Annotated in this window: 31 protein-coding genes; 23 read left to right on the top strand and 8 right to left on the bottom strand. The window is 66.3% G+C overall.

The window, feature by feature from the left end; translation table 11 throughout:
* Nucleotides 1–37: 37 nt before the first annotated feature.
* Together AC1MGT_RS17290 and AC1MGT_RS17285 are read left to right on the top strand one after the other, a co-directional pair.
* A complete protein-coding gene (locus AC1MGT_RS17290; protein ID WP_499500361.1) occupies nt 38–1,021 on the top strand; it encodes an IS5 family transposase in 984 nt (327 codons plus the stop codon).
* 150 nt (nt 1,022–1,171) lie between these two features.
* The gene (locus tag AC1MGT_RS17285) at nt 1,172–1,801 is read left to right on the top strand and encodes an MFS transporter (RefSeq protein WP_499501210.1); all 630 of its coding nucleotides are present in this window, start codon (nt 1,172–1,174) and stop codon (nt 1,799–1,801) included.
* Here the strand turns inward: AC1MGT_RS17285 and AC1MGT_RS17280 are convergent, their stop codons facing one another.
* The 7 genes from AC1MGT_RS17280 to AC1MGT_RS17250 are packed head-to-tail and all read right to left on the bottom strand — an operon-like array spanning nt 1,802 to nt 8,178.
* Nucleotides 1,802–3,904 (bottom strand): flagellar biosynthesis protein FlhA, encoded by a 2,103-nt coding sequence (locus AC1MGT_RS17280; RefSeq protein WP_499501208.1) that lies wholly within the window; start codon nt 3,902–3,904, stop codon nt 1,802–1,804. It abuts the gene before it with no gap.
* Entirely contained in the window at nt 3,901–5,037 is a 1,137-nt protein-coding gene (flhB, locus tag AC1MGT_RS17275) for a flagellar type III secretion system protein FlhB (protein WP_499501207.1), read from the bottom strand. The genes AC1MGT_RS17280 and flhB overlap by 4 nt, the downstream gene beginning before the upstream one ends.
* Entirely contained in the window at nt 5,027–5,806 is a 780-nt protein-coding gene (fliR, locus tag AC1MGT_RS17270) for a flagellar biosynthetic protein FliR (RefSeq protein ID WP_499501205.1), read from the bottom strand. The genes flhB and fliR overlap by 11 nt, the downstream gene beginning before the upstream one ends.
* A 16-nt stretch (nt 5,807–5,822) precedes the next feature.
* Nucleotides 5,823–6,092 carry a flagellar biosynthesis protein FliQ gene (gene fliQ, locus AC1MGT_RS17265; protein WP_332530288.1) on the bottom strand — a complete coding sequence of 90 codons (270 nt, stop codon included), beginning with the start codon at nt 6,090–6,092 and terminating at the stop codon, nt 5,823–5,825.
* Between the two features lie 33 nt (nt 6,093–6,125).
* The gene (fliP, locus tag AC1MGT_RS17260; protein WP_499504309.1) at nt 6,126–6,902 is read right to left on the bottom strand and encodes a flagellar type III secretion system pore protein FliP; all 777 of its coding nucleotides are present in this window, start codon (nt 6,900–6,902) and stop codon (nt 6,126–6,128) included.
* Nucleotides 6,902–7,252, bottom strand: a complete 351-nt coding sequence (locus AC1MGT_RS17255) for a FliM/FliN family flagellar motor switch protein (RefSeq protein WP_332530426.1) — start codon at nt 7,250–7,252, stop codon at nt 6,902–6,904. Before AC1MGT_RS17255 ends, fliP begins: the two co-directional genes overlap by 1 nt.
* 5 nt (nt 7,253–7,257) lie before the next feature.
* Complete coding sequence (locus tag AC1MGT_RS17250; protein ID WP_499501203.1) at nt 7,258–8,178, bottom strand: FliM/FliN family flagellar motor switch protein; 921 nt, start codon at nt 8,176–8,178, stop codon at nt 7,258–7,260.
* 316 nt (nt 8,179–8,494) lie between these two features.
* Here AC1MGT_RS17250 and fliE point away from each other — a divergent pair, with 316 nt between their 5' ends.
* The 17 genes from fliE (at nt 8,495) to AC1MGT_RS17165 (ending at nt 22,034) form a co-directional block, all read left to right on the top strand.
* Nucleotides 8,495–8,845 (top strand): flagellar hook-basal body complex protein FliE, encoded by a 351-nt coding sequence (gene fliE / locus AC1MGT_RS17245; protein ID WP_499504308.1) that lies wholly within the window; start codon nt 8,495–8,497, stop codon nt 8,843–8,845.
* Between the two features lie 23 nt (nt 8,846–8,868).
* Nucleotides 8,869–10,554 carry a flagellar basal-body MS-ring/collar protein FliF gene (gene fliF, locus AC1MGT_RS17240; RefSeq protein WP_499501201.1) on the top strand — a complete coding sequence of 562 codons (1,686 nt, stop codon included), beginning with the start codon at nt 8,869–8,871 and terminating at the stop codon, nt 10,552–10,554.
* Entirely contained in the window at nt 10,538–11,566 is a 1,029-nt protein-coding gene (locus tag AC1MGT_RS17235; protein ID WP_499501200.1) for a FliG C-terminal domain-containing protein, read from the top strand. The genes fliF and AC1MGT_RS17235 overlap by 17 nt, the downstream gene beginning before the upstream one ends.
* Complete coding sequence (gene fliH / locus AC1MGT_RS17230) at nt 11,563–12,249, top strand: flagellar assembly protein FliH (RefSeq protein ID WP_499501199.1); 687 nt, start codon at nt 11,563–11,565, stop codon at nt 12,247–12,249. Before AC1MGT_RS17235 ends, fliH begins: the two co-directional genes overlap by 4 nt.
* Nucleotides 12,250–12,266: 17 nt before the next feature.
* Entirely contained in the window at nt 12,267–13,598 is a 1,332-nt protein-coding gene (fliI, locus tag AC1MGT_RS17225) for a flagellar protein export ATPase FliI (RefSeq protein WP_499501198.1), read from the top strand.
* A complete protein-coding gene (locus AC1MGT_RS17220; protein WP_499501197.1) occupies nt 13,595–14,038 on the top strand; it encodes a flagellar FliJ family protein in 444 nt (147 codons plus the stop codon). Before fliI ends, AC1MGT_RS17220 begins: the two co-directional genes overlap by 4 nt.
* A gap of 64 nt (nt 14,039–14,102) precedes the next feature.
* Nucleotides 14,103–15,491, top strand: coding sequence for a flagellar filament capping protein FliD (gene fliD / locus AC1MGT_RS17215; protein WP_499501195.1), 1,389 nt, complete (start codon nt 14,103–14,105; stop codon nt 15,489–15,491).
* A 19-nt stretch (nt 15,492–15,510) separates the two neighbouring features.
* Nucleotides 15,511–15,900: a flagellar export chaperone FliS gene (gene fliS, locus AC1MGT_RS17210; protein ID WP_332530279.1), complete on the top strand. Its 390-nt coding sequence runs from the start codon at nt 15,511–15,513 to the stop codon at nt 15,898–15,900.
* On the top strand, nt 15,893–16,210 hold the full coding sequence (locus AC1MGT_RS17205) for a hypothetical protein (protein WP_499501194.1): 318 nt from the start codon (nt 15,893–15,895) through the stop codon (nt 16,208–16,210). The genes fliS and AC1MGT_RS17205 overlap by 8 nt, the downstream gene beginning before the upstream one ends.
* A gap of 20 nt (nt 16,211–16,230) precedes the next feature.
* Nucleotides 16,231–17,397, top strand: a complete 1,167-nt coding sequence (locus AC1MGT_RS17200) for a flagellar hook-length control protein FliK (protein WP_499501193.1) — start codon at nt 16,231–16,233, stop codon at nt 17,395–17,397.
* A gap of 10 nt (nt 17,398–17,407) precedes the next feature.
* Entirely contained in the window at nt 17,408–17,857 is a 450-nt protein-coding gene (locus AC1MGT_RS17195; protein ID WP_499501191.1) for a flagellar basal body-associated FliL family protein, read from the top strand.
* A 34-nt stretch (nt 17,858–17,891) separates the two neighbouring features.
* Entirely contained in the window at nt 17,892–18,620 is a 729-nt protein-coding gene (locus tag AC1MGT_RS17190; RefSeq protein WP_499504307.1) for a FliA/WhiG family RNA polymerase sigma factor, read from the top strand.
* Between the two features lie 37 nt (nt 18,621–18,657).
* Nucleotides 18,658–19,569, top strand: coding sequence for a flagellar motor stator protein MotA (motA, locus tag AC1MGT_RS17185; RefSeq protein ID WP_332530275.1), 912 nt, complete (start codon nt 18,658–18,660; stop codon nt 19,567–19,569).
* A 3-nt stretch (nt 19,570–19,572) separates the two neighbouring features.
* On the top strand, nt 19,573–20,550 hold the full coding sequence (locus AC1MGT_RS17180) for a flagellar motor protein MotB (RefSeq protein WP_499501189.1): 978 nt from the start codon (nt 19,573–19,575) through the stop codon (nt 20,548–20,550).
* Complete coding sequence (gene flgM / locus AC1MGT_RS17175) at nt 20,547–20,852, top strand: flagellar biosynthesis anti-sigma factor FlgM (RefSeq protein WP_499501187.1); 306 nt, start codon at nt 20,547–20,549, stop codon at nt 20,850–20,852. Before AC1MGT_RS17180 ends, flgM begins: the two co-directional genes overlap by 4 nt.
* A 2-nt stretch (nt 20,853–20,854) precedes the next feature.
* A complete protein-coding gene (flgN, locus tag AC1MGT_RS17170) occupies nt 20,855–21,283 on the top strand; it encodes a flagellar export chaperone FlgN (protein WP_499501186.1) in 429 nt (142 codons plus the stop codon).
* Nucleotides 21,270–22,034 carry a glycoside hydrolase family 73 protein gene (locus AC1MGT_RS17165; protein ID WP_499501184.1) on the top strand — a complete coding sequence of 255 codons (765 nt, stop codon included), beginning with the start codon at nt 21,270–21,272 and terminating at the stop codon, nt 22,032–22,034. Before flgN ends, AC1MGT_RS17165 begins: the two co-directional genes overlap by 14 nt.
* Nucleotides 22,035–22,050: 16 nt before the next feature.
* Here AC1MGT_RS17165 and flgA read toward each other — a convergent pair whose 3' ends face one another.
* Nucleotides 22,051–22,638 carry a flagellar basal body P-ring formation chaperone FlgA gene (flgA, locus tag AC1MGT_RS17160; protein WP_499501182.1) on the bottom strand — a complete coding sequence of 196 codons (588 nt, stop codon included), beginning with the start codon at nt 22,636–22,638 and terminating at the stop codon, nt 22,051–22,053.
* Nucleotides 22,639–22,825: 187 nt separating this feature from the next.
* Between flgA and flgB the strand changes: the two genes are divergently transcribed.
* Genes flgB through AC1MGT_RS17140 form a run of 4 tightly spaced genes read left to right on the top strand, consistent with a single transcriptional unit; the run spans nt 22,826 to nt 25,515 of the window.
* Nucleotides 22,826–23,185: a flagellar basal body rod protein FlgB gene (gene flgB / locus AC1MGT_RS17155; protein WP_499501181.1), complete on the top strand. Its 360-nt coding sequence runs from the start codon at nt 22,826–22,828 to the stop codon at nt 23,183–23,185.
* A 19-nt stretch (nt 23,186–23,204) separates the two neighbouring features.
* Nucleotides 23,205–23,609: a flagellar basal body rod protein FlgC gene (gene flgC, locus AC1MGT_RS17150; protein ID WP_258836342.1), complete on the top strand. Its 405-nt coding sequence runs from the start codon at nt 23,205–23,207 to the stop codon at nt 23,607–23,609.
* A gap of 2 nt (nt 23,610–23,611) precedes the next feature.
* On the top strand, nt 23,612–24,313 hold the full coding sequence (locus AC1MGT_RS17145; protein WP_499501179.1) for a flagellar hook capping FlgD N-terminal domain-containing protein: 702 nt from the start codon (nt 23,612–23,614) through the stop codon (nt 24,311–24,313).
* A gap of 11 nt (nt 24,314–24,324) precedes the next feature.
* Nucleotides 24,325–25,515 carry a flagellar hook protein FlgE gene (locus tag AC1MGT_RS17140; protein WP_499501178.1) on the top strand — a complete coding sequence of 397 codons (1,191 nt, stop codon included), beginning with the start codon at nt 24,325–24,327 and terminating at the stop codon, nt 25,513–25,515.
* The last annotated feature ends 10 nt before the right edge of the window (nt 25,516–25,525 follow it).

The raw sequence follows: 25,525 nt of genomic DNA, 5'->3' as shown, positions 1-25,525 counted from the left end.
GAGACAATGACGCTACGTTCCTCGCCCGCCATCGATCATGCAAAAGAGCTTCTCCGACCTCGAATACGCCGCCAAGAAAAAGCTCACGCGGCGCGACCTTTTTCTCGCTGAGATCGATAGCGTGACACCGTGGAGCAAGCTGCACAAACTGGTCGAGCCGTTCTATCCGAAGGTCGAAGGCGCTGGCCGTCCACCGATCGGGCTGGCGCGAATGCTGCGGATGTATGTGGCCCAACAATGCTTCGGTTTGTCGGACGAGGGCATTGAAGATGCGATCTACGACAGCCAGTCCATTCGCGCTTTCGTCGGCATCGATCTGGGCCGCGAGTCGGCGCCAGACGCGACGACGCTGCTCAAGTTTCGTCACCTGCTCGAAGCAAAAGATCTGACGCGCCAGATCTTCGATACGATCAACCGACACCTCGCCGAAAAGGGTTTGATGATGCGCGAGGGGACCATTGTTGACGCCACGCTGATCGCCGCGCCACCGTCGACGAAGAACAAGGATGGCAAGCGTGATCCGGAGATGCACCAATCGAAGAAGGGCAATGACTGGCACTTCGGGATGAAAGCGCACATCGGCGTTGATGCTGCGTCTGGCTTGGTGCACACCGTCGTGGGCACGGCTGGCAATGTCTCCGACGTGACGCAAGCACATGCGCTTTTGCATGGAGACGAGACCGCTGCGATCGGCGACGCCGGCTATCAGGGCGTGGAGAAGCGCCCGGAAAATGTTGGCAAAGCGGTGACCTGGCATGTCGCCATGAAGCGCTCCAAACGCAAGGCGCTGCCCAAAAACAAACTGGGCCGCATGACGGAAAAACTGGAGCATCTGAAGGCCAGCGTGCGCGCGAAAGTCGAGCATCCGTTCCATGTCATCAAGAACCTGTTCCGTCATCGAAAGACGCGCTACCGCGGCCTGGCGAAGAACACTGCGCAACTGTTTACATTGTTTGGCTTCGCCAATTTAGTGCTGGCTGGGCGACGATTTAGGGTCACTGAAACCCGAGTTGCGTCCTGAGCGCCAAAAGGCGCAAGGAATACCGCTATAACGCATAAAAACAGGCTGTAGTGATCTCTAAAAAACGAGATCGCAGCTGGAGCGCGACCGCGTCGCCAAAAAACCTCGGAGACGCCAAAATCGTCAATTGATCAGCGTTTCCCTAGCGCGATGTGGCTGTCGGGGATGGCCTTCATCGTGTCGGCCAATTCGCTGAGCGTATCGATGCAGATGGCCCTGCCCGACTGGGTGCGGGCGCGCGGGATGTCGATCTACCAGATGGCCCTGATGGGCGCGAGTGCGACGGGCGCCGCGGTCTGGGGCCAGGTCGCGACGCTCGACAGCGTGCAGCACAGCCTGTTGTATGCGGCCGGCAGCAGCGTGGTCGTCATGGCGCTCGTGCTGCGCCTGATCCAGGACCGCGAGCTGCTCGAAGACATGACGCCATCCTCCGCGCTCAAGGCGCTGGCGCCATCGCTGTCACCGCTGCAGGATGGCGGGCGCCTCGTGCTGACGGTGGAATACCGGATCGACCCGGAGCGCACCGAAGCGTTCATGGCGCTGATGGAACTGAGCCGGCGCGCGCGCCTGCGCCAGGGCGCGCTGAGCTGGACCTTGCTGCGCGACGTCAGCGATCCGGGATTATTCACCGAGCAGATCATCGATCCGTCCTGGACCGAACACCTGCGCCGCTTCGACCGCGCCACGGCGGGCGACGCCGCGCTACGCGAGCGCAAGCTGGCGTTTCACCTGGGGCCGGATGGCCCGGTGATCACGCGACGCCTCGTGGCCAAGGGCTGATCAACCCACCGTGCCGACGATCGACACATCGCGGTTTTCGGGGATCTCGTTGTACGACAGCACGTGCAGGCCCGGCGCGAACAGCCGCGCGTAACGGGCCAGCAATGGCCGCACCTGCGGCAGCACCAGCAGCAGCGGCGGCGTGTGCTGCCCCTTCATCTGCTCGCGCGCGACGGGCATATTGATCTGCAGTTGCGACAGCAGTTGCGGATCGATCGGGTAGTTATCGAGCGCGACCTTGCCGCCGCCATTCTGGCGCGCCTGGTTCAGCGAGCCAAGCAGCATGTTTTCCAGTTCGGCCGACAGGTTAAAGGCCGGCATGTCCTTCTTTTTGCCGAACAGCGTCGAGACGATCTGGCGCCGCAGCGCGCAGCGCACTTCGGCCGCCAGCAGGATCGGGTCCTTGGTCGTCTCGGAGCTGTCGAGCAGCGTGGTGGCGATCACCACGATGTCCTTCAGTGACACGCCTTCGGTGAGCAGCACGCGGAACACGCGCAGTAGCTGGGTGTGCGTGAGCGCCTTGTCGAGCGCGGCGGCCAGCTTGGGCGACAGCGCCGTCAGGCGTTCCAGGATCGCCGGCACGTCTTCGTGGCGGAACAATTCGTGCAGGTATTCGCGCACCACTTTCGACACGTGCGTCGCGATCGCGCTCGGCACTTCGACCACCTGGTAACCCAGGCCCAGTGCGTGCGCTTTCTGCTCGGGCAAAATCCACGTGATCGCCATCCCGTACGCCGGCTCGATGCCGGGAATGCCATCGAGTTCGCCGTACACGTTCGGCGACGGGATCGCCAGCAGATGGTCGGGCATGACTTCGGCCTCGGCCACGACGGTGCCCGACAGGCTGATCGCGTATTGCGTCGGGCGCAGCGCCAGGTCGTCGCGCACCGAAATCGCCGGCAGCAGCATGCCCATCTGCTCCGACAGGCTCTGGCGCACGCCCTTGATGCGCTTGGCCAGCGGCTCGGCCTGGGCGCGGTCGATCATGCCCACCAGCTTGTAGCCCACCGCCACCGTGACCGCCTGCACCACCGGCAGCGCCTGCCAATCGAGTTCGGGCACGCGGTCGTCGCGCAGCGCCGCTTCGATCTTCGCGACGCCCGCCACGTCCGGCGCGCCGATGCGCTTGGCCATCGTCCAGCCGACCCAGGCCAGCACGCCGGCGGCCACCGTGAAGAACCACCACGGCATGCCCGGCACGATCGCCAGGATCATCATCACGCCGGCGGCCGAGTACAGCACGCCCGGCTGGGCCAGCAGTTGATGGCCGACCTGCTGTTCGAGGTCGCCCGACTCGCCGATGCGCGTGACCAGGATGGCGGCGGCGGCCGACAGCAGCAGCGCAGGGATCTGGCCCACCAGGCCATCGCCGATCGTGAGCAGCGCGTACACGCGGAAGGCGTCGCCCAGCGGCAGGTCGTGCATCAGCGCGCCGATGGCGACGCCGCCGATCAGGTTGATGATCAGGATCAGGATCGAGGCGATGGCATCGCCGCGCACGAATTTCGAGGCGCCGTCCATCGCGCCGTAAAAGTCGGCTTCGGCCGCGACGTCCTTGCGCCGCGTGGTTGCCTGCTCCTGGTTGACCAGGCCGGCATTGAGGTCGGCGTCGATCGCCATCTGCTTGCCCGGCAGCGCGTCGAGCGTGAAGCGCGCCGAGACTTCCGAGATGCGCTCGGCGCCCTTGGTCACGACGATGAAGTTGATGATCATCAGGATCACGAACACCACCAGGCCGACAACGAAATTGCCGCCGATGACGACATTGCCGAACGATTCGATGACCTGGCCGGCCGCGTGCGTGCCTTCGTGACCGTGCAGCAGGACGACGCGGGTCGAGGCCACGTTCAGCGCCAGGCGCATCAGGGTCGTGCCCAGGATCACGGTCGGGAACACCGAGAAGTCGAGCGGGCGCCGCGCCGTCACGGCCACCAGGATCACGATCAGCGCCAGCACGATGTTGAACGTGAACAGCACGTCGAGCAGGATCGGCGGCAGCGGCAGGATGATCATCCCCAGCAGCGCGATCAGGAACACGGGCGCGGCGAACTTGTGGCGGCGCAGCTCTCCCACGAAGGCGTTGAAGGTATTCGTCACGGTCATGCTTGAGCCTCACTCAGGTGCGGTGGTACGACCACCTCATTGGGGAACCGGGGCGGCGCCTGGCGCCTGCCTGCACGGAACGCATTCAGTTGTAAAACATAATTCAGCACTTGCGACACGGCCTGGTACAGCGGCGCGGGAATCTGCTGCTGCACCTGGCTCGTGTGATAGATCGCGCGCGCCAGCGGCGGCAGCTCCACCACCTCGAGCCCGTGTTCGACGGCCACGCGGCGGATGAACAGTGCCATCTCGTCGACGCCCTTGGCCACCACGAACGGCGCCTCGGCGCGGTCGACGTCGTACTTGAGTGCCACCGCGTAATGTTCGGGATTGACGATCACGACGTCGGCCGTCGGCACCGACTTGCGCACGCTGCGCTGGGCCAGCTGGTTTTGCAGCTGGCGGATGCGCTGCTTGATTTCCGGGCGGCCTTCGCTGCTCTTGTGCTCTTCCTTGATGTCCTGCTTGCTCATGCGCTGGTTGCGCATGAAGAGAAAACTCTGCACCGGCACGTCGATCAGCGCGAAAATCACGAACACCGCCACCAGCGCCATCAGCGCGTCAAACACCAGCGTGCCACCGGCGCCGATGGCGTCGTCCAGCGGCATGCGCTGCAACTCGATATAGCCCTTGATGCTGCCATTCGAGACATGCCACAGCACGATGCCGAGCACGATCGCCTTGGCCGCTGACGTCAGGAAGCCCACCCAGTGCTTCTGCTTGAACAGGTTGCCCAGATTGGTCAGCGGATTGAGGCGGCTGAACTTCGGTGCCAGGTTCTTGCCGCTGGCGACAATGCCGCCCGGGATCGCGCCAGCGATGACGATCGCCAGCGGCACGGCCAGCAATGGCAGCACCATGTGCACGAGCAGCAGCAGCGCCGACGAAAACACGGTCGACATCGCGTTTTCCAGGTCGCCCGCCTCGCCCAGCGGCACGAACACGAGGCGAAACAGGTGGCGCATGTCGTCCAGGTAACCGGGCAGCATCAGCATGAAGACCTTCAGGCTGATCAGGATGCCGACAGCCGTTGCCAGGTCGCGCGAGCGCGCCACTTGCCCCTCGTCGCGCGCTTTCTTGAGCTTTTGCGCCGAGGGTTTTTCGGTCTTGTCGCCGCTGCTGCTATCGGCCATGGGCCAGCCTCATTTGTTCGGTCAGCATTTCCAGCACCTGGTTGGTCATCGCGATGTAGTGCTCCGGGATGAAGCGCACCAGCTGGATCAGCATCAGCAAGCCAAAAATCGTCACCAGCGAAAAGCCCAGCGAAAACAGGTTCAGGCTGGGCGCGACGCGGTTCAGAAAACCAAAGCCGATCTGCACCACCACAGTCGAAAACACGAGCGGCAGCGCCAGCAGGATCGCGGCGGCAAACACCCAGCTCAGGTTCAGCGCCACGGCTTCGAGCAGCATCGGCTGCAGGCCGCCGCCGACCGGCCAGGCCAGAAAACTCTGGCCCAGCACCGCCACCAGCACCAGGTGCGCGTCGATGGCGAAGAACACCAGCATCGCCACCAGCGCCATCAGGCTCGAAATCACGTCCGACGCCTGGCCGTTGACCGGGTCGTTCATCGTCGCCATCGAAAAGCCGATCTGGCTCGAGGCCAGGAAACCCAGCATGCTGATGGCCGCCATCGCGAACTGCAGCGCCAGGCCGATGACGGCGCCGATCACGGCCTGCTCGAACATCGCCAGCACGCCTGCCAGCGAAAAGGCATCGGGCATCGCGCCCTTGCTCGTGAGCGGCAGCATCAGAAACGACAGCACCACGGCCAGCAGCACGCGCACCGGGATGGGGATCGTGCCGTCGCCCAGTACGGGCGCGGTGATCATCATCGCCATGATGCGGCAGAACGGCCACCACAGGGCGCCGATCAGCGGCATCAGGAAGCCGTACAGTTCCATCGGCGCGTGCCCTGCCCTAGCCGACGAGCGTTGCCGCGCGCTGGAACACCGAGACGCAGTAATCCATCAGCGTGGACGTCATCCAGTGGCCGGCCAGGATCACGGCCAGCAGCGTCACCAGCAGGCGCGGCAAAAAACTCAGCGTCTGTTCGTTGATCTGGGTGGCTGCCTGCACCAGCGCCACCAGCAGGCCGACCAGCAGCCCCGGGATCACCAGCACCATCACCATCAGCATGACAATCTGCAGGGCCTCGACCACGAGGTCGACGGCGATATCGGGACTCATCGCGATTCTCCCGTGGCCAGGCCAGGTTTGACACTAGTACGCATGGATGCTGCCAACCAGTGTGCTCACCGTGAGCGTCCAGCCATCGACCAGCACGAACAGCAGCAGCTTGAACGGCAGGGAAATGACGAGGGGCGAGAGCATCATCATGCCCATCGCCATCAGCACCGACGAGACCACCAGGTCGATGATCAAAAACGGGATGAACAGCATCGCGCCGATCTGGAACGCGGTCTTCAGTTCGGACAGCACGAACGCGGCCAGCTTGACGGGGAAGCTGTGCTGCTGCGGCGGCTGCGCCGTCGATTCGCCGGCCAGGCGGGCGACCTGCGCCAGCGAGGCCTTGCTGGTCTGGGCCAGCATGAAGCGCGAGACAGGTTGCTCGGCGATGCGCAGCGCGGTCTCGAGGCCGATCTTGTCCTGGTCGTACGGCAGGAAGGCCTGGGTCCAGACCTGCTCGCCCACGGGGCGCATGACGAGGATGGTCAGGATCAGGGCGATGCCGGTGATGATCCGGGTGGGCAGGCCCTGCTGCAGACCGAGCGCCTGGCGCAGCAGCGACAGCACGATCACGAAGCGCGTGAAGCAGGTCATCATCATGACCATCACGGGCAGCAGCCCGAGCAGCGTCATGAGCACCAGGATCTGCGACTTGACGCTCATGCCGGCGCTGGTGGACGTGGCGCCGGGCAGCACGCCGGCCAGCAGGTCCTGGTTCTGGGCCGCGGCCGGGACCGCGATCAAGAGTCCCACCAGCAGCGCGGACAGAAGCGCAGGGGCACGGGCCCTGACGCCCCCGGCAAAGCACATCATGGCGCGAGAATATCCAGGTTCAGGCCTTCGAGATCGATCACCTTCAGACCGTACTGCTCGCCCGCGACCACGACTTCGGCGCGGCCGATCGGGGTACCGTTGACCTTGATGACCAGCGGTTCGCCGGCGAGCGAATCAAGGGGCAGTACCGACGACGGCCCGATGTCCATCAGTTCCTGCAGCGAGATGCGCACCGAACCGACTTCGAGGGTCAGCGTGACGGGGATGCGCCGCATCATCTGCGGCAGCTGGCGCGCACCGGTGCGCCCGGCGGCGGCTTGCAACGCATCTTCGCCGTCCAGGTCGTCAATGATGACGTCGCCACCCAGTTGCTCGTTGAGATTCATGTCCATTATTCGGCATCTTCAAATGAGGTTAAACACAGCTTGCCCTTGTGCTCTGCTACTGCGGCGGTGAACAGGCGGGAGTTATCCAGCACGACATCGGCGCGACCGAGCGCCACGGGAATCACATCGCCGACCTGCAGGCCGAACAGCGTGGCGAGCGTGATCTCCTTGCTCACCAGGCAGCCGTCGAGCTTGACTTCAAGGCGCGTGGCCAGCGGCTCGCCCGGCATGCGTGCGCTGCCCGCCGCGCGCACGGCGCCGCGGTCGGCCTTGATGCCCTGCAGTACGCAAGCCATCAGGGCGTGGTCGAGCCCGATCCAGATCTGCCCTTCCGGCGCAGCCTGGGTCGGCTCATCGGTTTCGCGCCGGCCGTACTGCGCGCGCAGCACGGCGCGCAGCACCCACCCGGTTTTGCCTGGCGCGCCGGCCGGCACGATCGCGGCGCCGGCGCCGGTCTTGACGGGTGCGGGCGCGCCGTCCAGTCGGGCCAGGCCATCGGCCACACGTGCATCGAGCTGGCTGGCCAGTTGCTGGGCAAGTGTGACAGCGAGACGCTCTTCGGTCGCCGTGACCCGCTCCAGCGCCGGACTTTGCTGCACCGCAGCAGAAGTTGCCGGTTGACGGCGTGCGTAACGCCCTTCCAGCAGCCCCAGAAGCAGGGCCCGTTCAAAGGCAACAGCCGCCACGCCGTAGGGTCCGCTGACCCCAAGCCAGCGCAGTCCGGGCTGCTCGGGCGCCCGTTCGAACGCGAGGTGTTCGAGACGGTAAGCACCCCAGTGCCGGCGCCCGCCGGGCGATGCCATCTCGGCACCAATCGCCTCGGCCAGCCCGGCAGCAAAGGCCGGAAGCAGATGCACCGGCCGTCCCAGCAGGCACGGATCGAGCACCTGATGGTCGCGTCGTCGGTTAAGTTGATTGATTGGCATCTGTCTTTATCGGAAGTTAATGTCACATTGCTTTGATTCCCAACAGCAATAATTATACCGCGAGTTTTACCACCGCAACTTTGACATATCGCTTTGATTTATCATTTGCCCTACGGTAATATTGGACCATTGCACCGCATCATTCTCTGCTCCTCATAGGAGATTTTGAACACGGACACCAGTGGTACAGGATTGTGTCGTGATGACGTTACGCATGCCATCTTCGACGGTATTTAACAATTACCGACCGGAAATTACTGCAATTTCCATGCTTTTTGTGGCCGATGTACAACATTAAACTTTCAAGGAAACCATGATGGCAACCGAACTTGCTGGCCTGATCCAGGCTGATCTGTCGCAATTGAGCAACGATGCGAATCGTCTGGCAATTGCACCGGCTGCTACCTCGTTTGCCGAACTCGGCGCACCGACAGGTGGCGCCGGGGCGTTTTCATTTACCCAGGCGATGCAGAGCGCCATCGCCGGCGTCGATGCCCAGGATCAGGCCGCGAGCGCCCGGGTGACAGCGGTTGAAACCGGCAAGAGCGATGACCTGGTCGGGGCCATGCTGGCCAGCCAGGAAGCCAGTCTCTCGTTCTCGATGCTGATGCAAGTACGCAACAAGGTCATGGGCGCAGTCGACGAACTGCTCAAGCTCCCGATCTGATTTACCTGACAAGCGACGCTCACGTGCTCTCCTCCCTCAAGTCCCCCTTCAGCGGCAAGTTCGCGCTGCCCGCGCTGCCACCGCTGCTGCGCAACAACCTGCCGCTGATGCTGGGCCTGGCAGTGGCCGTCACCGCTGCCGTCATGATGTTCATGTGGCAGGATCAATCGAGCTACAAGCCAGTCTTCGGCGCGCGCGAGAAAGTCGTTGCCGCCGACATGATGACGGTGCTCGAAGCCGAACAGATTCCCTACCGCGTCCATCCGGACAGCGGCCAGGTGCTGGTCCCGTCGTCGCAGCTGGGCAAGGTGCGCATGCTGCTCGCGGCCAAGGGCGTCACCGCCCAGCTGCCGGCCGGCCTCGAGCTGATGGACCGCAACGACCCGCTCGGCGTGTCGCAGTTCGTGCAGGACGTGCGTTTCCGGCGCGGCCTCGAAGGCGAGCTGGCGCAAAGCATCCTGACGATGGATTCGATCGCCAGCGCCCGCGTGCACCTGGCCATCGCGAAGACCAGTTCGTTCGTGACCGGCAATGCCGACGGCAACTCGGCGTCGGTCGTGGTCGCCGTCAAGCCGGGCCGCAGCCTGGGCAACGAACAGATCGCCGCGATCGTCAACATGGTCTCGGGCAGCGTGGCGGGCCTGTCGCCGCAGCGCGTCTCGCTGGTCGACCAGGCCGGCAACTACCTGTCCTCGCGCATCGACCTGGCCGACGGCTTCGATGGCGCCGCGCAGGGCGACACGGCTGCAAAGCGCCACGCCGACGAGGTGCGCGCCAACGTCAACGACCTGCTCGCGCCGATTCTTGGCGTGGCCAACTACAAGGTCAGCGTGACCGCCGCCGTGGACAACGACCGCATCGAAGAAACCCAGGAAAAATACGGCGAAGCCCCGAAAGTCACGAGCGAAGCCATGCGCGAAGAGATGGAAAAAAGCCGCATGGCGATGGGCGTGCCGGGCACGCTGTCGAACCGGCCGCCGGCGCCGGCCGTCACGGACGCGGCGGGCGCCCCGCCTGCCGAAAAACCCGACGATGGCAGCGCGCGCAAGAACGCCACCACCCGCCAGTACGCGTATGACCGCGCGATCACGCAGATCAAGCGCGAGCGGGGCCGCCTGAAAAAACTGTCGGTGGCCGTGGTGCTCAACGCGACCAGCGCCGCCGACGGCAAGGCCTGGACACCGGCCGAACTGACGAACATCGAGAAGATCCTGGCCGGTGGCCTGGGCATCGACGCTGCACGGGGCGATGTGCTGGCCGTGTCGGCCATGAAGTTCCCGGCCGCCCCGGTGGAACAGGCCTGGTGGCAGCAACGCGACAACATCGTCGACATGGCGAGCTGGGCCTTGTGGGCCGTCGGCGCGCTGCTGGCCTACTTCCTGCTGGCCAGGCCGCTGCTGCGCGCCGCCACCACGCGGCTGGCGCCGTCGCCGGCCACGCCGGCCATCCCGGCCACCCCGGCCTTGCCGGGCGCCACTGCCGCGGCGCCGCTCACCGCACTGCCTGGCAGCGTGGCGGCGCTCGAAGCACCTGCGCAGGGCAGCCCGGGCGCCGTCATTCCCCTTCTCGAGAACTATGACTTGCCGCCATCCGGCTCGCCGGTCGACGTCATGGTCGATCACCTGAGAGTGCTGGCGGCCAAGGAGCCGGAGCGCGTTGCTGAAGTCGTCAAACAATGGGTACAGAAAAAACATGGCCGAACTGAATAACATCGAAGACAGCGACCTCGAGGCCGGCTTGACCCCGGTCGAGCAGGCAGCCATCGTGCTGCTGTCGATCGGCGAAGAACAGGCTGCGGCCGTGCTGCGCTGTCTCGAGCGCGACGAACTGATGGAGCTGACCCAGGTCATGTCGCGCATGAGCGGCATCAAGGTCGACACCGTCAAATCGGCGCTGCAGACGTTCTTCGACGACTACCGCCAGCAAAGCGGCCTGCATGGCGCCTCGCGCAGCTACCTGAAGCGCTCGCTGGATCTGGCGCTGGGCAGCGACATCGCCAACAGCGTGCTCAATTCGATCTATGGCGATGCGATCCGCCCGAAAATGGCGCGCCTGCAGTACGCGTCGCCAAAGTGGCTGGCCGAATTCGTCTCGAGCGAGCACGTGCAGATGCAGGCCGTGTTCCTGGCCTTTTTGCCGCCCGCACTGGCCTCGCAGATCCTGGAAGCGCTGCCGGTGGAGGGGCGCGAACTGGTGCTCTTGAACATGGCGCGCCTGGACGAGATCAACCGCGACGTGCTGCACGAGCTCGAAGAGCTGGTCGGCCGCTGCCTGGCCGCGTTCGACACGCAAAGCGCCAGCGTCGAAGGCGTACGCCAGGTCGCCGACATCCTCAACCGCCTGCAGGACAACCGCGCCGGCATGGTCGAACTGCTGCGCGCCCACGATCCCGAGGTCGTCTCGCAGATCGAAATGTCGATGTACGACTTCTTCATCCTGTCGCGCCAGACCGAACCGGTCATCTCGCGCCTGCTCGACGACGTGCCGCTGGAGCAGTGGGCGATCGCGCTGAAGGGCGCCGAAGCGCCGCTGCGCGACACCATCCTGGCCGCGATGCCGCGCCGCCAGGCGCAAAGCTTCGAAGACCTGATGCGCCGCTCGGGCCCGGTGCCGATGTCGCGCATCGAGCAGACCCGCCGCGAAATCATGACCACGGTCAAGGAGCTGGCCGATGCCGGCGAGATCGACATCCAGCTGTTTGCCGAAGCGACCGCCGAATGAAACCGTTTCGCACTTACCACTTTCCGCCGCTGCACCAGTTCAGCGCGGCGCGCCCTGCCGGCGCGTCCGCCGGGGCGGCCGGTGGCAATGCCGCCGACGAGTGGCAAAGCGCGCTGGCCGACGGTTATCGCCAGGGCCAGCGTGACGGCTACGAGGTGGGGCTGGACCAGGGCCGCGCCGATGGCATTGCCGCAGGCAAGATCGAAGGCCTCGAACGGGGCATTGACGAAGGCCGGGCGATGGCGCTCGAGAGCTTCGAACAGCTGGCCAAGCCGGTCGACGCGATGCTCAAGAGCCTCAAGAAACTCAAGACCGACCTGCGCGCCGCGCAGCGCACCGAAGTGGTCGAGCTGGTAGGCAAGATCGCGCGCCAGGTGATCCGCGCCGAACTGGCGCTGCAGCCGGTGCAGCTGCTCTCGCTGGTCGAGGAAGCGCTGGCCGTGATGCCGCCGTCGCGCGACCAGGTCGAGGTGTTCATGAATCCGGAAGAACTGCGCCGCGTGCTGGAGCTCGATCCGAAGCGCGCCAAGAAGTGGACGATCCTGCCCGACCCGGCGCTCGACGCCGGCGAATGCCGCGTGCGTTCGGGCGACCATGAAGTCGATGCCGGTTGCCAGGGGCGCCTGGCGGCCGTGATGGAACAGGTCCAGAACCAGTTGCTCGGTGAAGGGGAACGGGCATGACGGGATTGGCCGCGTCAATGGCAAATTCGCTATCGCATTCGCTGGCTGACTCGCTGCGCGCTGTCGAACTCGGCGCGGTGCCAGTGGCCACGCCCACCGGACGCCTGGTCGGCGCCCAGGGGCTACTGCTGGAAGCGAGCGGCTGCCGCCTGCACACGGGCCAGCGCTGCCGCATCGAGACGGTTGATGGTGAGTGGCTCGATGCGCAGGTGGTCGGCTTTCGCGACAAGGTCTCGTACCTGATGCCGTTCAAGAAGGCGACCGGCCTGGCCACCGGCGCGCGCGTGCTGCCGGCGGCGGACAAGGCCGAGCTGATGATCGGCCCGAGCTGGATGGGCCGCATGGTCAACGGCCTGGGCGAGCCGATCGATGGCCTGGGCCGCCTGAGTGGCGACCAGCCGCTCGCCCCTGCCCCGCCGCGCGTGAATCCGCTGAAGAAAACCCCGGTGGACGAGCCGCTCGACGTCGGCGTGCGCGCCATCAATGCAATGCTCACCATCGGCAAGGGCCAGCGCGTCGGCCTGATGGCCGGTTCCGGCGTCGGCAAATCGGTGCTGCTGGGCCTGATCACGCGCCAGACCGTGGCCGATGTGGTCGTGGTCGGCCTGATCGGCGAGCGCAATCGCGAGGTGCGCGAATTCGTCGAGCGCTCACTCGGACCCGAAGGCCTGAAGCGCGCCGTTCTCGTCGTCGCACCGGCCGACGACAGCCCGTTGATGCGTGTCATGGCGACCGAGCTGTGCCATGCGGTGGCGGCGCATTTCCGCGACCGCGGCCAGAACGTGCTGCTGCTGTGCGATTCGCTGACCCGCTACGCGATGGCGCTGCGCGAAGTGGCGCTGTCGCTGGGCGAGCCGCCGGCCACGCGCGGCTATCCGCCGTCGGTGTTTTCGAACATGCCGCAACTGGTCGAATCGGCCGGCAATGGCGAGAACCCGCAAGGCAGCATGAGCGCCATCTACACGGTGCTGGCCGAGGGCGACGACCAGCAGGATCCGGTGGTCGACTCGGCGCGCGCGATCCTCGATGGCCACATCGTGCTCACGCGCGAACTGGCCGAGCGCGGCCACTACCCGGCGATCGACATTGCGCAATCGATCTCGCGCTGCATGGCGCAGGTGGTCACGCCGGAGCACACGCTGGCCGCACGCAGGCTCAAGGCGGCCCTGGCGCGCCATGCGCGCGTGCGCGACCTGATCCCACTGGGCGCGTACGTGCCGGGCGCCGACCCGGAGACCGACCGCGCCGTGGCGCTGCAGCCGCATATCGAGACGTTTTTATGCCAGGGCACGCGCGAAGGCGCGCCCATCGACCATTGCATCGACGCCCTGAAAGCGATCATGGCATGACCCGTTCGACGACCATCCGCAGCCTGGGCACCCTGGTGCAGCTCCGTTCGACCCAGGTCGAACGCCTGGAAGCCGATCTGGCCAGCCAGGAAGCAACCCGGGTGCGCTACCAGAACAACCTGCAACGCCTGACGGCGCTGACGCACGGCAGCGGCGCATCGGGCGCGGCGCTGCAGATCAATCCTGCCATGGCGCTGAACTGCGGCGCCTACAAGCAGGGCGTGATGGCGCTGGCCGACAGCCACCGGGTCGACCTGTCGCTGCACCAGGCGAACATGGCGGTCTCGCAGGACCGGCTCAGGGATGCCTGGGTCGGACGCGAACTGCTGGGCAAGGTGCTGGCACGCGAACAAAGCGCGCAGGCCGCCGGGCAGGAGCGCGCCACCCGCAAGCGCGAAGACGATATCGCCACCCAATCCTGGCTGGCCGGGCGGGCCTGAGCCCAACCACACGCACACGTACAAGCACACGCACACGCACACGCAACCACAAGGAACCCATCCCATGGCAACGGCAATCACCTCACCGGTCTACGATCCCGTCCCGACCGCGACGAATCTGGCGGACAAGTACATCGCGCCGCGCCAGCAGATCCTGACGACGCAGCTTGCCGCCGCCACGGCCGCCGAGCGCGGCCTGACCGAGATGAATTCGGCGCTGCTGGCGTTCCAGACCAGCCTGGCGGCGCTCACGGGCGCGAACAAGAAGGTGTTCGCCCAGTCCGCCGTGTTTGGCGACACCACGATCGGCAGCGCCACGGCCAGCAGCAAGGCCGCCGCCGGCACGTATGCGTTCTTCGTCAAGCAGATCGCCACGGCCAGCCAGGTCTCGCTCACGGGCCTGACCGACAGCACCGGCGTGGCGGGCACGCTCAAACTGAACATGGGCGGCGCCCTCGCCTTCGACGTCGACATGATCGCGGCCAATACCGATGGCGGCGCGCTGAGCACGCGCGAACTGGCCGCCGCCATCAATGGCGCAGCCGGCAACGGGGGCAAGGTCACGGCCTCGATCGTCACCACCGGCGGTACGGCGGAGCTGGTGCTCACCGCCCGGGACACGGGCCTGAACTCGGCCATCACGCTCGATACGAGCGACCTGACCGGTACGTCCAGCCTGGTTGACGCGAATGCCGACCCGGCGCGGCACCGCGTGCTGGTCGAGGCCCAGGATGCCGAGATCCGCGTCGGCGCCGAGAACGGCACCGCGATCACGCAGGCCAGCAACACGTTCACCGCCGTCGATGGCGTCAGCATGACGTTTACCCGGGCCCAGACGACCGGCGCGGCGCCCGTCACGCTGACCGTATCGGCCGACACCAAGGCCACCACGGCCAATGTGCAGGCGTTCGTCGACGCCTACAACAAGCTCAAGAACACGCTGAGCAAGCTGACCGCCAGCGGCGACGCTGCCAAGGGCGTGGCCGGCGGCACGTTCGCGCATGACAGCGGCGTGCGCGCCCTTAACGACCGGCTCGGGTCGCTGCTGCGGCCCGCCAGTGGCGATTCGCTGGCGGCCTACGGCATCATTTCCACCCGCAGCGGCACGCTCGAACTGGATGCGGCGCGCCTGACCAGCCAGCTGGCCGTCAATCCCACAGGCCTGGACGCGCTGATCGGCGCGCCGAGTACGTCGGCCCCGACCGGCATCGCCGGTGCGCTCGACAACTACCTGAAAACCTGGAGCAGCAGCGTCGACGGCCAGATCAAGCAGCGCCGCGAACAGACCACCAGCCAGCAATCGCGCCTGAGCGATCGCCAGGCTTCGCTCGACGGGCAGCATGAAGCCGCCTACCAGCGCTACCTGCGCCAATTCACGCAGCTGCAGACGATGCAGTCCGTGATGAACAACAACGTGTCCCTGTTCGATGCCCTGTTCGGCAACGACAAATAACCACAGCCGGATTCCCACCATGTCCTATCAAGAAGCCTACGGCAGTTACCACGCAGTGAACCTCGACGCGCAGACCACCCGCGCCTCGCCGGTCGACCTGGTGCTGCTGCTCACCGACGGCCTGCTCGACGAACTGGCGCGCGCCCGCGCGCACATCGTCGCCCGCCGCTACGAACAGAAGGCAAACAGCATCAACAAGTGCGTCGAGATCATCAATGGCCTGGCCAGCTCGCTCGACTTCGACGGCGGCGGCGACACGGTCGCCAACCTCGCCCGCATCTACGACTTCTGCGCGGGCCGCCTGCACACGGCCGGCATCAAGCTCGACCCGGACATGGTCGATGAAGTCACCCGCATCCTGTCGACCATTCGCCAGGGCTGGAAAGGCGTTCAGGAACGCAATGGATAGGTCACTCGTCATCGGCCGCCTGGGCGCAGATCTCGACGCCGCCGTCAGCGGCGCCGACTGGGATGGCCTCGAGCGGGCCGTGCGCGACCTGGCGCGCCAGTTGCAGGCGCTGGCCGTCAAGGGCCCGTGGAGCGCCGCCGAGCGCGCGGCCCTGCGGCAACTGCAGGCAGCGCACGAGCGCGCCGCGCATGCGGGCGCCGCTGCCGCTGCCGGCCTGCAGGCGCGCATGGACGAGATGCGCGACAACAAGGAAGGCTGGATAGCCTATGCCCTCGCGGGCGCAACCGAACCTGGTGAGATTGTGCAATGAACCTTGCGATGAACAGCGCCATGAATACTGCGATGCGCGCGGCCGGCAACGTGGCCGGCAATCCCGCCCCGGCAGCGGCGCCCGATGCGCTGGCGCCGCCTGCCGGCGCAGCCGGTGCTGACACGCCGGCCCAGGCGCCTGCGACGCCGCCAGCCGCGGCCCTGCCCTTCGGTCACTGGATCGCACGGGAGCAAGCGTTGCCCGAGACCGCCGCCGCGCCGCAGGGCGATACCGTGGCCGCGCCGGACGCCGACGCCGATGAAGCCAAGGCAGCGCCCGAAGAAGAGCACGCGCCTGACGTCCTGCTGGCCGCGATGGCGCCGCTGGTGGCGCCGGCCGCACTGCCAGCGATGATGCTGGCGATGCAGGGTGCGAAGCCCGGCGTTGCCGGTGATGGCGCTGCTGCGCCTTCCGACGATGCTGCCGGCGTGCTGGAGGCCGTCGCCCAGGCGGGCGGCGCACGCGCCACACCGGCAGCGGCCAATGTGCTGACCGCCGCAGCGCCGCCGATCCTGCCATCTGCCGTGCAGGCCGCCGGCATGCCGGCAGCAGCAACCGGGCCTGGCCCGGGCGCCGCCCAGCCGGTGACGGCGCAGCCGAACGCCTTGCCTGCCGCCGCGCCCGTAGCGGGTGAGGCCGCGGCCGAGGCCAGCGCCGACGCCGCCAGCGTCACGACGGTGCCGGGCGTGAGCGCCGCTGCCACGCCGCCCGCGGGCGCGCGCGGCGCCGACAGCCTCGTGCTGGCTGGTCCGCCGACTGCATGGCGCCAGAACCTGCACGAGGCGCTGGGCGAGCGCCTGCAGCTCCAGCTTGGCCGCAACATCGACCAGGCCACGATCCGCCTCGAGCCGCCGATGCTCGGCCGCATCGACATCGCGATCCGCCACAGCGGCGGCAACCTGGAGATCCACATCGCCGCGTCCAACAGCGACGTCTTGCGCCAGCTGAACGCTGTCAGCGACAGCCTGCGCAGCGACCTCGCGGGGCGCCAGTACAGCAGTGTCTCGGTCAACGTCAGCGACGTGCCGCGCATGCAGGCCAGCGCCCAGACCGGTGGCCAGACGCCGGGCCAGGGCCAGGCCGATGCCCAGGGTCGTTCGCGCCAGGAACAGGAACAGGCGCGCACCCCTGGCCGCGCGCTGCACGACGAAACCGCCGCCGGCGCCACTCTTTTCTCGATGAACTGACACGACCCCCATGAAATCAAAACTGATCATCGCCATTGCCGCGGTCGCCGTCTTGGCGGCCGCCGCCGCCGGTGGCGCCATGTGGTACACGAGCACGACCGCAGGCGCCGCCGTGGCCGCCAAGCCGGCGCCCGAGACCAAGCTGACCAAGTACGTCACGCTGGACAAGGTCATCGTCATGCTGCGCCGTGCACCGGCCGAGCAGGCCACCCATTACCTGTCGGTCGACCTGGTGCTGGCCACCACGGCAGCGGACGAAAAGGCCACCAAGGAACAGTTGCCGCTGCTGCGCAGCATCGTGGTGTCCGCCCTGTCGGCACGCACGATGACCGAAGCGTCCGCCATGACGGTGGACCAGTACGCGGCCGAGCTGAACAAGGTCTTCGACGCCAACTATGCGAAGGAAAACCACATCAAGCCGTTTTCCGAAGTCATGGTCGGCAAGCTGATCATCGAGTGATACGCAGCCTGATCCCGGAGACGCCGTGGCCTACATGACCGATTACGCCGATGCCGCCGCCAGCGAATATGGCGACGTGGTGGCCAGCGCGGGCTTGTCGCCGCAGGACGAGTCGCGTCACCTGGTGGCGTATGCGCCGCTGGTCAAGCGCATCGTGCGTCAGCTCGGCAGCCAGGTCTCGGGCGCGATGGGGCGCGAGGACATGGAACAGATCGGCCTGATGGGCCTGCTCGAAGCGCTGCGTCGCTATGGCACGCCGGATACCGGGTTTTCAAGCTACGCCGCACTGCGCGTGCGCGGTGCAATCCTGGACGAATTGCGGCGCCAGGACTGGCGCCCGCGCGCCGTGCGCCAGGACAGCCACCGCCAGCGCGACGCGCTGCGCGCGCTCACCCGCAGCCTGGGCCGCGAGCCGAACGAACAGGAAGCGGCAGCCGCACTGGGCCTGAGTCCGGATGAATATCAACAGTATCTGCTGGCCGAAAGCGCCGAAGAAATGCTCAGTTTCGACGAGATCCTGCAGGAAGCGGTTGGCGCCGAGCAGCACACGCCCGGCCCTGAAGAAAGCTATCTGGTACGGCGCAGCCTGGAACAGGCGCTGGCCAGGCTGAACGACAAGGAGCAGCGCGTGATCCAGATGATCTATGAGTTCGAACTGAGCTACAAGGAAATCGCCGCCGTGCTCGACCTGTCCGATGCGCGCGTCTGCCAGCTCAACAAGAGCGCGCTGGCAAAAATGAAGACCGCGCTCCGGCGCGACTGAACCGACACCACAGAAACCGCCAGAAAGGCACCACGTCATGCAGCAATTACTCGGTATCGCCATCGTGCTTGGCGCCGTCTTCGGGGGCTTTACCCTGATGGGCGGCACCTTTACCTCGATCTTCCACCCGATCGAGCTGTTGATCATCGGCGGCGCCGCGCTGGGCGCACTGGTGCTCGGCAACCCGAGGCACGTCCTGGCCGAACTGGGCCACCAGCTCAAGAAGGTGGCGGCGCGCAAGAAGCACGACTCGGAATTCCAGCGCCAGCTGCTGCTGTTGATGTACGAGCTGCTGCAGACTGCCGCCGGTGGCCTGAAGGCACTCGACGCGCACGTCGAGGCGCCCGCCGAAAGCCCGCTGTTCCAGCGCTATCCGGCGATCCTGGACGAAACCAAGCTGCTTGCATTCATCGTCGATAACTTCCGCCTGATGGCGATGGGCAAGATCAACGCGCACGAGCTCGAAGGCGTGCTCGAGCAGGAACTCGAAGCCATCCACGAAGAGCTGACGCAACCGGCCAAATCGCTGCAGAAGATCGCCGAAGCGATGCCGGGCTTTGGCATCCTGGCGGCCGTGCTGGGCATCGTGATGGCCATGTACTCGGTCTCGGGCGGCGCCGATTCGGGCGAGATCGCCGAAAAGATCGGCGCGGCCATGGTCGGCACCTTCATCGGCATCTTCGCCTGCTACGGCGTGCTCGAGCCGCTGGCCAACCTGATGAAACAGCGGGTCAACTCGGACGCTTCGACGATGGAAACCGTCAAGGTCGTGCTGTGCACCCACGTGGCCGGCAAGCCTGCCCTGCTGGCGATCGACGCCGGGCGCCGCCTGATCCAGCTGAATACCAAGCCCAGCTTTGCCCAGCTCGAACAGTGGATCAACGCGATGGGCGGCGAAGACGAATCGCAGAACAAGCGCCGTCGCGCCGCCGACCGCATGACGGGGTAACACGTGTCGAAAACGAACGACAAGCACGAATCGACCATCGTCAAGCGTGGTGGCGGCAAGCACCAGCATGACGAGCATGGCGGCGCCTGGAAAGTCGCGTTCGCCGACTTCTGCCTGGCGCTGATGGCCCTGTTCCTGGTGCTGTGGCTGATCGCTTCGCGCGAGCAGCAGAATCTGAAAGCCATCATCAGCGAGGCGACCGAAAGCGGCATGCTCGAAGGCCAGGGCCAGAAGCCGGCCATCGCCAGCGAACCCAGCGGCAGCCTGATCGAACGCTTCCCGGTACCGCACACCGGCAATGGCGGCCCCGGCAATCCGGGCAGCGGGGGCGATGCGAACGCACCGAAGGTCGGCTATGAAACGCAGGCCGACCTGTCCGCGCTGTCCAAAGCGCTCACCGAGCTGTCGGCCGAAGCAGGCCTGGCCCCGAACCTGGCCACCGTGGTCACGCCCTACGGCTTGCGCGTGATGCTGCACGACACCGACAAGCAGGGCATGTTCATGCGCGGCAGCGCGCTGCCGACCGGGCGCTTTGCGCGCCTGTTGCAGAAGATGGGGCCGCTGTTCGCGCAGATGCGCAACCAGATGCTGATCGTCGGCCATACCGACGCCAGCCGCTACGCCGGCATGGACCGCGGCGCCTATTCGAACTGGGCGCTGTCGACCGACCGCGCGCTGTCGGCGCGGGCCCAGCTGCTCACCGGCGGCATGCGCACCGACACCGTGCTGCAGGTGGTGGGCATGGCCGACCGCGGCCCGCTGCATCCCGAACAGCCGCTCGACGGCAAGAACCGCCGCATCGAACTCTTGATCCTGACCAGCGCGCAGTCGCGTGCCGTGGCCGGCATGTTCGGCGCACCGGCCGCCGGCGCACCCGCAGCCAGGACACTGGTCGGCAACGCCGGTGCGGGCGCGACCGTCAGCCTGCCCGACACGGCGGCACTGGAAACTCTGCGCGGCCAGCTGCCGACATCGCCATGACCATCAACACCAAATCACGAGGTAACCGCATGAAAATCTCCGGCACATCGTCGTCCGCCATCACCACCGTGACGCCTGGCGCCGGTGCGGTGTCGGTACCGGTCCAGACCGAAGCGTCGGCGGCGCCGGCAGCCGCCCTGCAGTCGGCGGTGCTGCAGCCTGCCGCCGATGCGCTCAGCGCCATGCCGGACTTCGACGCCGTGCGCGTGGCCGAATTGCGCGAAGCGCTCGCACGCGGCGAGCTGCCGTTCGATGCCGGGCGCCTGGCCGGCCTGATTCAAAAGTTCCACTCGGGACGCTGAGCATGGCCACCCTCACCCGCAGCCAGGCCAACACGCTGCTTGCCGATGGCGTCACGCAGGATGTCAAGGAAGCGGCCAACATCCTGATGCTGCTCGAACGCCAGTTCGACGCCGCCGTGCGCCACCGCAGCGCCGAGCTGAGTACGCTGGCCGATGAACTCACCCCGCTGCTCGAGGCCATGGAAGCGCGCCGCCAGCAGCGCGTGAATCTGGTGCGCGCACTGCTGGGGCCGCAGGGAACGATGGCGCAGTACAGCGCGACGCTGGCGCCGGCCCCGCGCGCCGCCTTCGAGGCGGCCTGGCAGGCGCTGGAGCAGACGGTGCGCGCCTGCAAGGACGCGACGCTGCGCAACGGCCAGTTGCTGGCCGAACAGCACGGCATCATGCAGCGCGTGTTGCACGGCGAAGAGCAATTGTATGCGCCACGTTGACCTGACGACCCGGGCCACCGCGCCAACCGCCGCCACGAGCGCAGCGAACGCAACGCGCCCGACCGCCGCTTCCGGCGGGGGCACGGGGTTTGGCAGCCTGTTGAACGATGTGGCCAGTGAAGTGGCTGCCTACATCCAGCATGGCGACCCGGATGGCGGCGCTGCCAGCGCACTGAGCGCCGAAGGTGCGCTGCTGCGCGCACGCGCCACCGGCCTGATCATGGATGGCACCGAGGGCGCTGACGGCGCTGATGGTGTCCCGGCGCCAAACGCCGTCGCCAGGCCGCCCCAGCAGCAGGCATTCCTGGACAGCATCGCGCCCTGGGCACGCCAGGCGGCACAGCAGCTCGGCGTGGCGCCGGAACTGGTGCAGGCCCATGCTGCCCTTGAATCGGGCTGGGGCCAGCGGCCGCTGCGCGCCCCCGGCGGTGCGAGCAGCCACAACCTGTTCGGCATCAAGGCCGGGCCGCGCTGGAACGGGGCGACGGGCGACTCGACCACCACTGAATACGTGAACGGCGCGGCGCTGACCACCCGTGAGCGCTTTCGCGCCTATCCGGATGCGGCCAGTGCATTCCAGGATTACGCACGCGTGTTGCTGGACAACCCGCGCTACCGCGGCGCCCTCAATACGGGCAACGATGCGCAGGCGTTCGCGCAGGGACTGGCGCGCGGCGGTTACGCTACCGACCCCGACTATGCTTCGAAGCTGGCGCGCATCGCCGGCAAGCTGCAGGGGACGGCTGAATGATGCCGGGCTTGCCCCGTCATTCGCCCAACGGCAAGTCGGGCGGCTGGACCGCGCCGGCGCCGACCACGCGCATGCGCACGACCTGGCCACTGGCGCTGTTCTTGACGCGGACCACGGCGCCGCGCGCGCCGGCGTCGAGCGCCTCGCCGGCCATGCTCACTTCGATGCCATCCTGGCGCGCCACCATCACCACACCGTCGCCGCGCTTGACCACGACCGGTGCGGCCAGGCTGCCCGCGCGCAGCACATCGCCTGCACGCAGGCTGCGCCGGCTCGACTGGCCGACGACATTGGCCAGCACGCCGACCGGATCGGCAATATTGGTGATGTCGCGCCGCTCGAGTGCGACATCGGACGCGCCCAGCACCGTATTGGCTGACAACGGCGCGCTGGCCACGGCCACCATGGCCGACACCCGCGCCCGCACGATGAATTCATGGCGCCAGCCGCTGCCATCCGGGCAACGCGCGACAAAGCGCATTCGCGCCGGCTGGCGCGTATCGACGGCCTCAATGGCGGGCGCCACGCTGCACGCTGGTGCCGGCCGGCTGCTGACCACGGTCAAGTCGAATTCGGGTTCGGACAAGCCGCTGGCGGCCGCCACTTTTTCGAGCTCATCACGTGCAATTTTTTGTATCTGCGCAGAAATAGTTTGCGCTGACCATGCTGTGGTGCACAACACACACGCTACAATAATCAGTATTGCCTTATGGAAACTCATGGGTGGACAATATTGGTCAGGCGGAAACAGCCATTTTAACCAATCCCACTGCACTTCACGGAGAATCGCCATGTCGATCAATTTCAAGCAGGCGCTGGGCGTACACGCCGACGCGCTGCAGCTGCGCGCTGAACGCACCCGCGTTCTGGCCGCCAACATCGCCAACGAAAGCACGCCGGGCTACACCGCCCGCGACATCGATTTCGCCAGTGCATTGCAGGACCAGCGCGATGCCGACGACGGCATGCCGCCCCTGTCGGCCGACGGCCCGCTGTACCGCGTCCCGTACCAGGCCAGCGCTGACGGCAACACCGTCGAAATCGGCGTCGAGCAGGCAGCGTTTTCGCAGAACGCGTCCGACTTCCAGACCAGCCTTACCTTCATCAACATGAAGCTGCGCGGTCTGAACAAAGTCATTTCCGGTCAATAAGACCAACCAGGAGCATCCCATGGGATTCAAGGATATTTCACAGATTGCCGGCTCGGCCATGGCGGCCCAGACCGTGCGCATGAACACGATCGCCAGCAACCTGGCCAACGCAAACGCAGTCGCGGGCACCGAAGCCGATGCCTACCGCGCGCGCAAGCCCGTGTTCGCCGCGATGGTGGGCGACGCCGGTACTGCCAGCGTGCAGGTGCTCGACGTGGTCGAGTCGAGCGCGCCACTGCGCCGCATGCACGAACCGGACAATCCGCTGGCCGATGCCGACGGCATGGTGTTCTACGCGAACGTCAACGAAGTGGCCGAAATGGCTGACATGATGGCCGCCTCGCGCGCTTTCGAAACCAATGTCGAGGTCATGGGCCGCATCAAGTCGATGCAGCAGTCGCTGATCCGCATGGGAGAGAGCTGATCATGGTCACCACCGCGTCGAATGCCTTCGGCCTGAATGGCAACACGAACGGCAACGCGAACAGCAACGCCGTCGCCCCGGCGGCCAGCCCCGTCAGCGCCAACAAGGACATGTTTACCAAGCTGCTGGTCGCGCAGATCCGCAACCAGGATCCGCTGGCGCCATCGGATCCGGCCACGTTCGTCAACCAGCTGTCGCAGCTGTCGCAGACCGAAGCGCTGGAAAACATGACGCAGACCACCGCTGCCAGCGCCACCATGCTGCAAAGCCTGCAGGTGCTGGCGATGGGCGGCCAGGTCGGCAACCAGGTCTCGGTCGAGACGAGCCGCGTGCAACTGGGCGAGACGGCGCTGCAGGGCAGTGTCCAGCTGGGCGGGGCCAGCAGCCTGACCCACCTGGTGCTCACCGGCGCCACCGGGACACAGACACGGATCGAGTTGCCGCCGCATGCCGCGGGCGCGCAGCATTTCACGATCGACCCGGCCAAACTCGGCCTGCCAGCAGGCAAATACAGCATCGCTGCCGAAGCGGCCGACGGCACCCAGCCGGCGGTGGAAATCGACGGCCGCCTGAACAGCGTGCGGCTGTCGTCGACCGGCGGCATCGTCATGCAGGTGGCAGGCATCGGCGACGTCGAGCCGGGCTGGATCACGGGTTTCAACGGCACGACCACCGGCGCCGATGCGCCCGTCACGTTCAATTAAAAGGATCAGCCATGAGCTTCAATATCGCCCTGTCGGGCATCCAGGCCATCAACGAACAGCTCACGACGCTGTCGAACAATATCGCCAACGCCGGTACCTACGGCTTCAAGAGCAGCCGCGCCAACTTCGCCTCGGTGTATGCCGGCGACCAGGCCAACGGCGTGCAGGTACAGTCGCTGACCCAGAACATCAGCCAGAACGGCAGCCTGTCGAGCACCGGGCGCGGCATGGACGCAGCGATCCAGGGCCGCGGCTTCTTCACCAGCCGCGATGCCCAGGGCGTCGTGTCGTACTCGCGCGTGGGCATCTTCTCGACCAACGCCGATGGCTTGCTGGTCGATTCGACCGGCAAGAAAGTCCAGGGCTACGGCCCGACCGTGGGCGGCGTGCTTGGCACGATGGGCGACATCGCCATCCCGACCGGCCAGATCCCGGCCGTGGCCACCACCAAGGTGAGCTATGCCGGCAATATGTCGGGCGACTGGAAAGTCCCGGCCACCGCCTTCAGCCCGACTGACGCCAATACCTACAATATGGTCAAGCAGTCGGTGGTCTACGACTCGCTCGGCACCCAGCACACCGTGTCACAGTACTTCGTCAAGACCGATGCCGACACCGTGACCGTGCACTACAGCCTCGATGGCGCGGCACCGGCCGGCGCCGGCTTTGCCATGAACTTCGGCACCAATGGCCAGATCCTGCCGGCGACGACGACCGGCACGGCCCTGACCATCCCCGGCGCCGCAACGGGCGCGGCCGACATGACGTTCAGCTTCGACTATACGGGCACGTCCAAGTTTGCCGGCGAAGCAACCAACACCACCAACCGCGCCGACGGTTATGCCTCGGGCACCTTCGTCGGCGTCGAGCTGGCCGAGAACGGTTCGATCGTGGCCAAGTACAGCAACGAGCAGCAGCAGGTCGTCGGCACGATCGCGATTGCGACCTTCCCCGACGAAGGCAGCCTGGTATCGGTCAGCGATACCGCCTGGATCGCGAATGCCAATTCGGGCGCGCCGCTGTACACGACGCCGGGCGTGGGCCTGGGCGGCAAGCTGTCCAAGGGCGTGCTGGAAGGCTCGAACGTCGACATCACGTCGGAACTGGTAGGCCTGATGACGTCGCAGCGCAATTATCAGGCGAACTCGAAGGTCATCACCGCCGAGAACCAGATGATGCAGTCGCTGATGCAGGCCCTGTAAGCGCCGCGCC

The sequence above is a fragment of the Telluria sp. BA11 genome (assembly GCF_056680305.1).
Note: the sequence above shows the minus strand (reverse complement) of the source record. Positions and strands in the feature narration are given on the sequence as shown.

Coding starts and splice junctions, on each gene's coding strand:
- fliH (WP_499501199.1), top strand. CDS start 11,563: ATGAAACCGTTTCGCACTTACCACTTTCCGCCGCTGCACCAGTTCAGC.
- AC1MGT_RS17165 (WP_499501184.1), top strand. CDS start 21,270: ATGCGCCACGTTGACCTGACGACCCGGGCCACCGCGCCAACCGCCGCC.
- fliI (WP_499501198.1), top strand. CDS start 12,267: ATGGCAAATTCGCTATCGCATTCGCTGGCTGACTCGCTGCGCGCTGTC.
- AC1MGT_RS17190 (WP_499504307.1), top strand. CDS start 17,892: ATGACCGATTACGCCGATGCCGCCGCCAGCGAATATGGCGACGTGGTG.
- AC1MGT_RS17235 (WP_499501200.1), top strand. CDS start 10,538: ATGGCCGAACTGAATAACATCGAAGACAGCGACCTCGAGGCCGGCTTG.
- AC1MGT_RS17145 (WP_499501179.1), top strand. CDS start 23,612: ATGGTCACCACCGCGTCGAATGCCTTCGGCCTGAATGGCAACACGAAC.
- flgN (WP_499501186.1), top strand. CDS start 20,855: ATGGCCACCCTCACCCGCAGCCAGGCCAACACGCTGCTTGCCGATGGC.
- fliE (WP_499504308.1), top strand. CDS start 8,495: ATGGCAACCGAACTTGCTGGCCTGATCCAGGCTGATCTGTCGCAATTG.
- flhB (WP_499501207.1), bottom strand. CDS start 5,037: ATGGCCGATAGCAGCAGCGGCGACAAGACCGAAAAACCCTCGGCGCAA.
- fliS (WP_332530279.1), top strand. CDS start 15,511: ATGTCCTATCAAGAAGCCTACGGCAGTTACCACGCAGTGAACCTCGAC.
- AC1MGT_RS17280 (WP_499501208.1), bottom strand. CDS start 3,904: ATGACCGTGACGAATACCTTCAACGCCTTCGTGGGAGAGCTGCGCCGC.
- fliR (WP_499501205.1), bottom strand. CDS start 5,806: ATGGAACTGTACGGCTTCCTGATGCCGCTGATCGGCGCCCTGTGGTGG.
- fliD (WP_499501195.1), top strand. CDS start 14,103: ATGGCAACGGCAATCACCTCACCGGTCTACGATCCCGTCCCGACCGCG.
- AC1MGT_RS17250 (WP_499501203.1), bottom strand. CDS start 8,178: ATGCCAATCAATCAACTTAACCGACGACGCGACCATCAGGTGCTCGAT.
- motA (WP_332530275.1), top strand. CDS start 18,658: ATGCAGCAATTACTCGGTATCGCCATCGTGCTTGGCGCCGTCTTCGGG.
- fliP (WP_499504309.1), bottom strand. CDS start 6,902: ATGTGCTTTGCCGGGGGCGTCAGGGCCCGTGCCCCTGCGCTTCTGTCC.
- AC1MGT_RS17140 (WP_499501178.1), top strand. CDS start 24,325: ATGAGCTTCAATATCGCCCTGTCGGGCATCCAGGCCATCAACGAACAG.
- AC1MGT_RS17220 (WP_499501197.1), top strand. CDS start 13,595: ATGACCCGTTCGACGACCATCCGCAGCCTGGGCACCCTGGTGCAGCTC.
- AC1MGT_RS17205 (WP_499501194.1), top strand. CDS start 15,893: ATGGATAGGTCACTCGTCATCGGCCGCCTGGGCGCAGATCTCGACGCC.
- AC1MGT_RS17285 (WP_499501210.1), top strand. CDS start 1,172: ATGTGGCTGTCGGGGATGGCCTTCATCGTGTCGGCCAATTCGCTGAGC.
- AC1MGT_RS17290 (WP_499500361.1), top strand. CDS start 38: ATGCAAAAGAGCTTCTCCGACCTCGAATACGCCGCCAAGAAAAAGCTC.
- AC1MGT_RS17200 (WP_499501193.1), top strand. CDS start 16,231: ATGAATACTGCGATGCGCGCGGCCGGCAACGTGGCCGGCAATCCCGCC.
- AC1MGT_RS17255 (WP_332530426.1), bottom strand. CDS start 7,252: ATGAATCTCAACGAGCAACTGGGTGGCGACGTCATCATTGACGACCTG.
- flgB (WP_499501181.1), top strand. CDS start 22,826: ATGTCGATCAATTTCAAGCAGGCGCTGGGCGTACACGCCGACGCGCTG.
- AC1MGT_RS17195 (WP_499501191.1), top strand. CDS start 17,408: ATGAAATCAAAACTGATCATCGCCATTGCCGCGGTCGCCGTCTTGGCG.
- flgM (WP_499501187.1), top strand. CDS start 20,547: ATGACCATCAACACCAAATCACGAGGTAACCGCATGAAAATCTCCGGC.
- fliQ (WP_332530288.1), bottom strand. CDS start 6,092: ATGAGTCCCGATATCGCCGTCGACCTCGTGGTCGAGGCCCTGCAGATT.
- flgC (WP_258836342.1), top strand. CDS start 23,205: ATGGGATTCAAGGATATTTCACAGATTGCCGGCTCGGCCATGGCGGCC.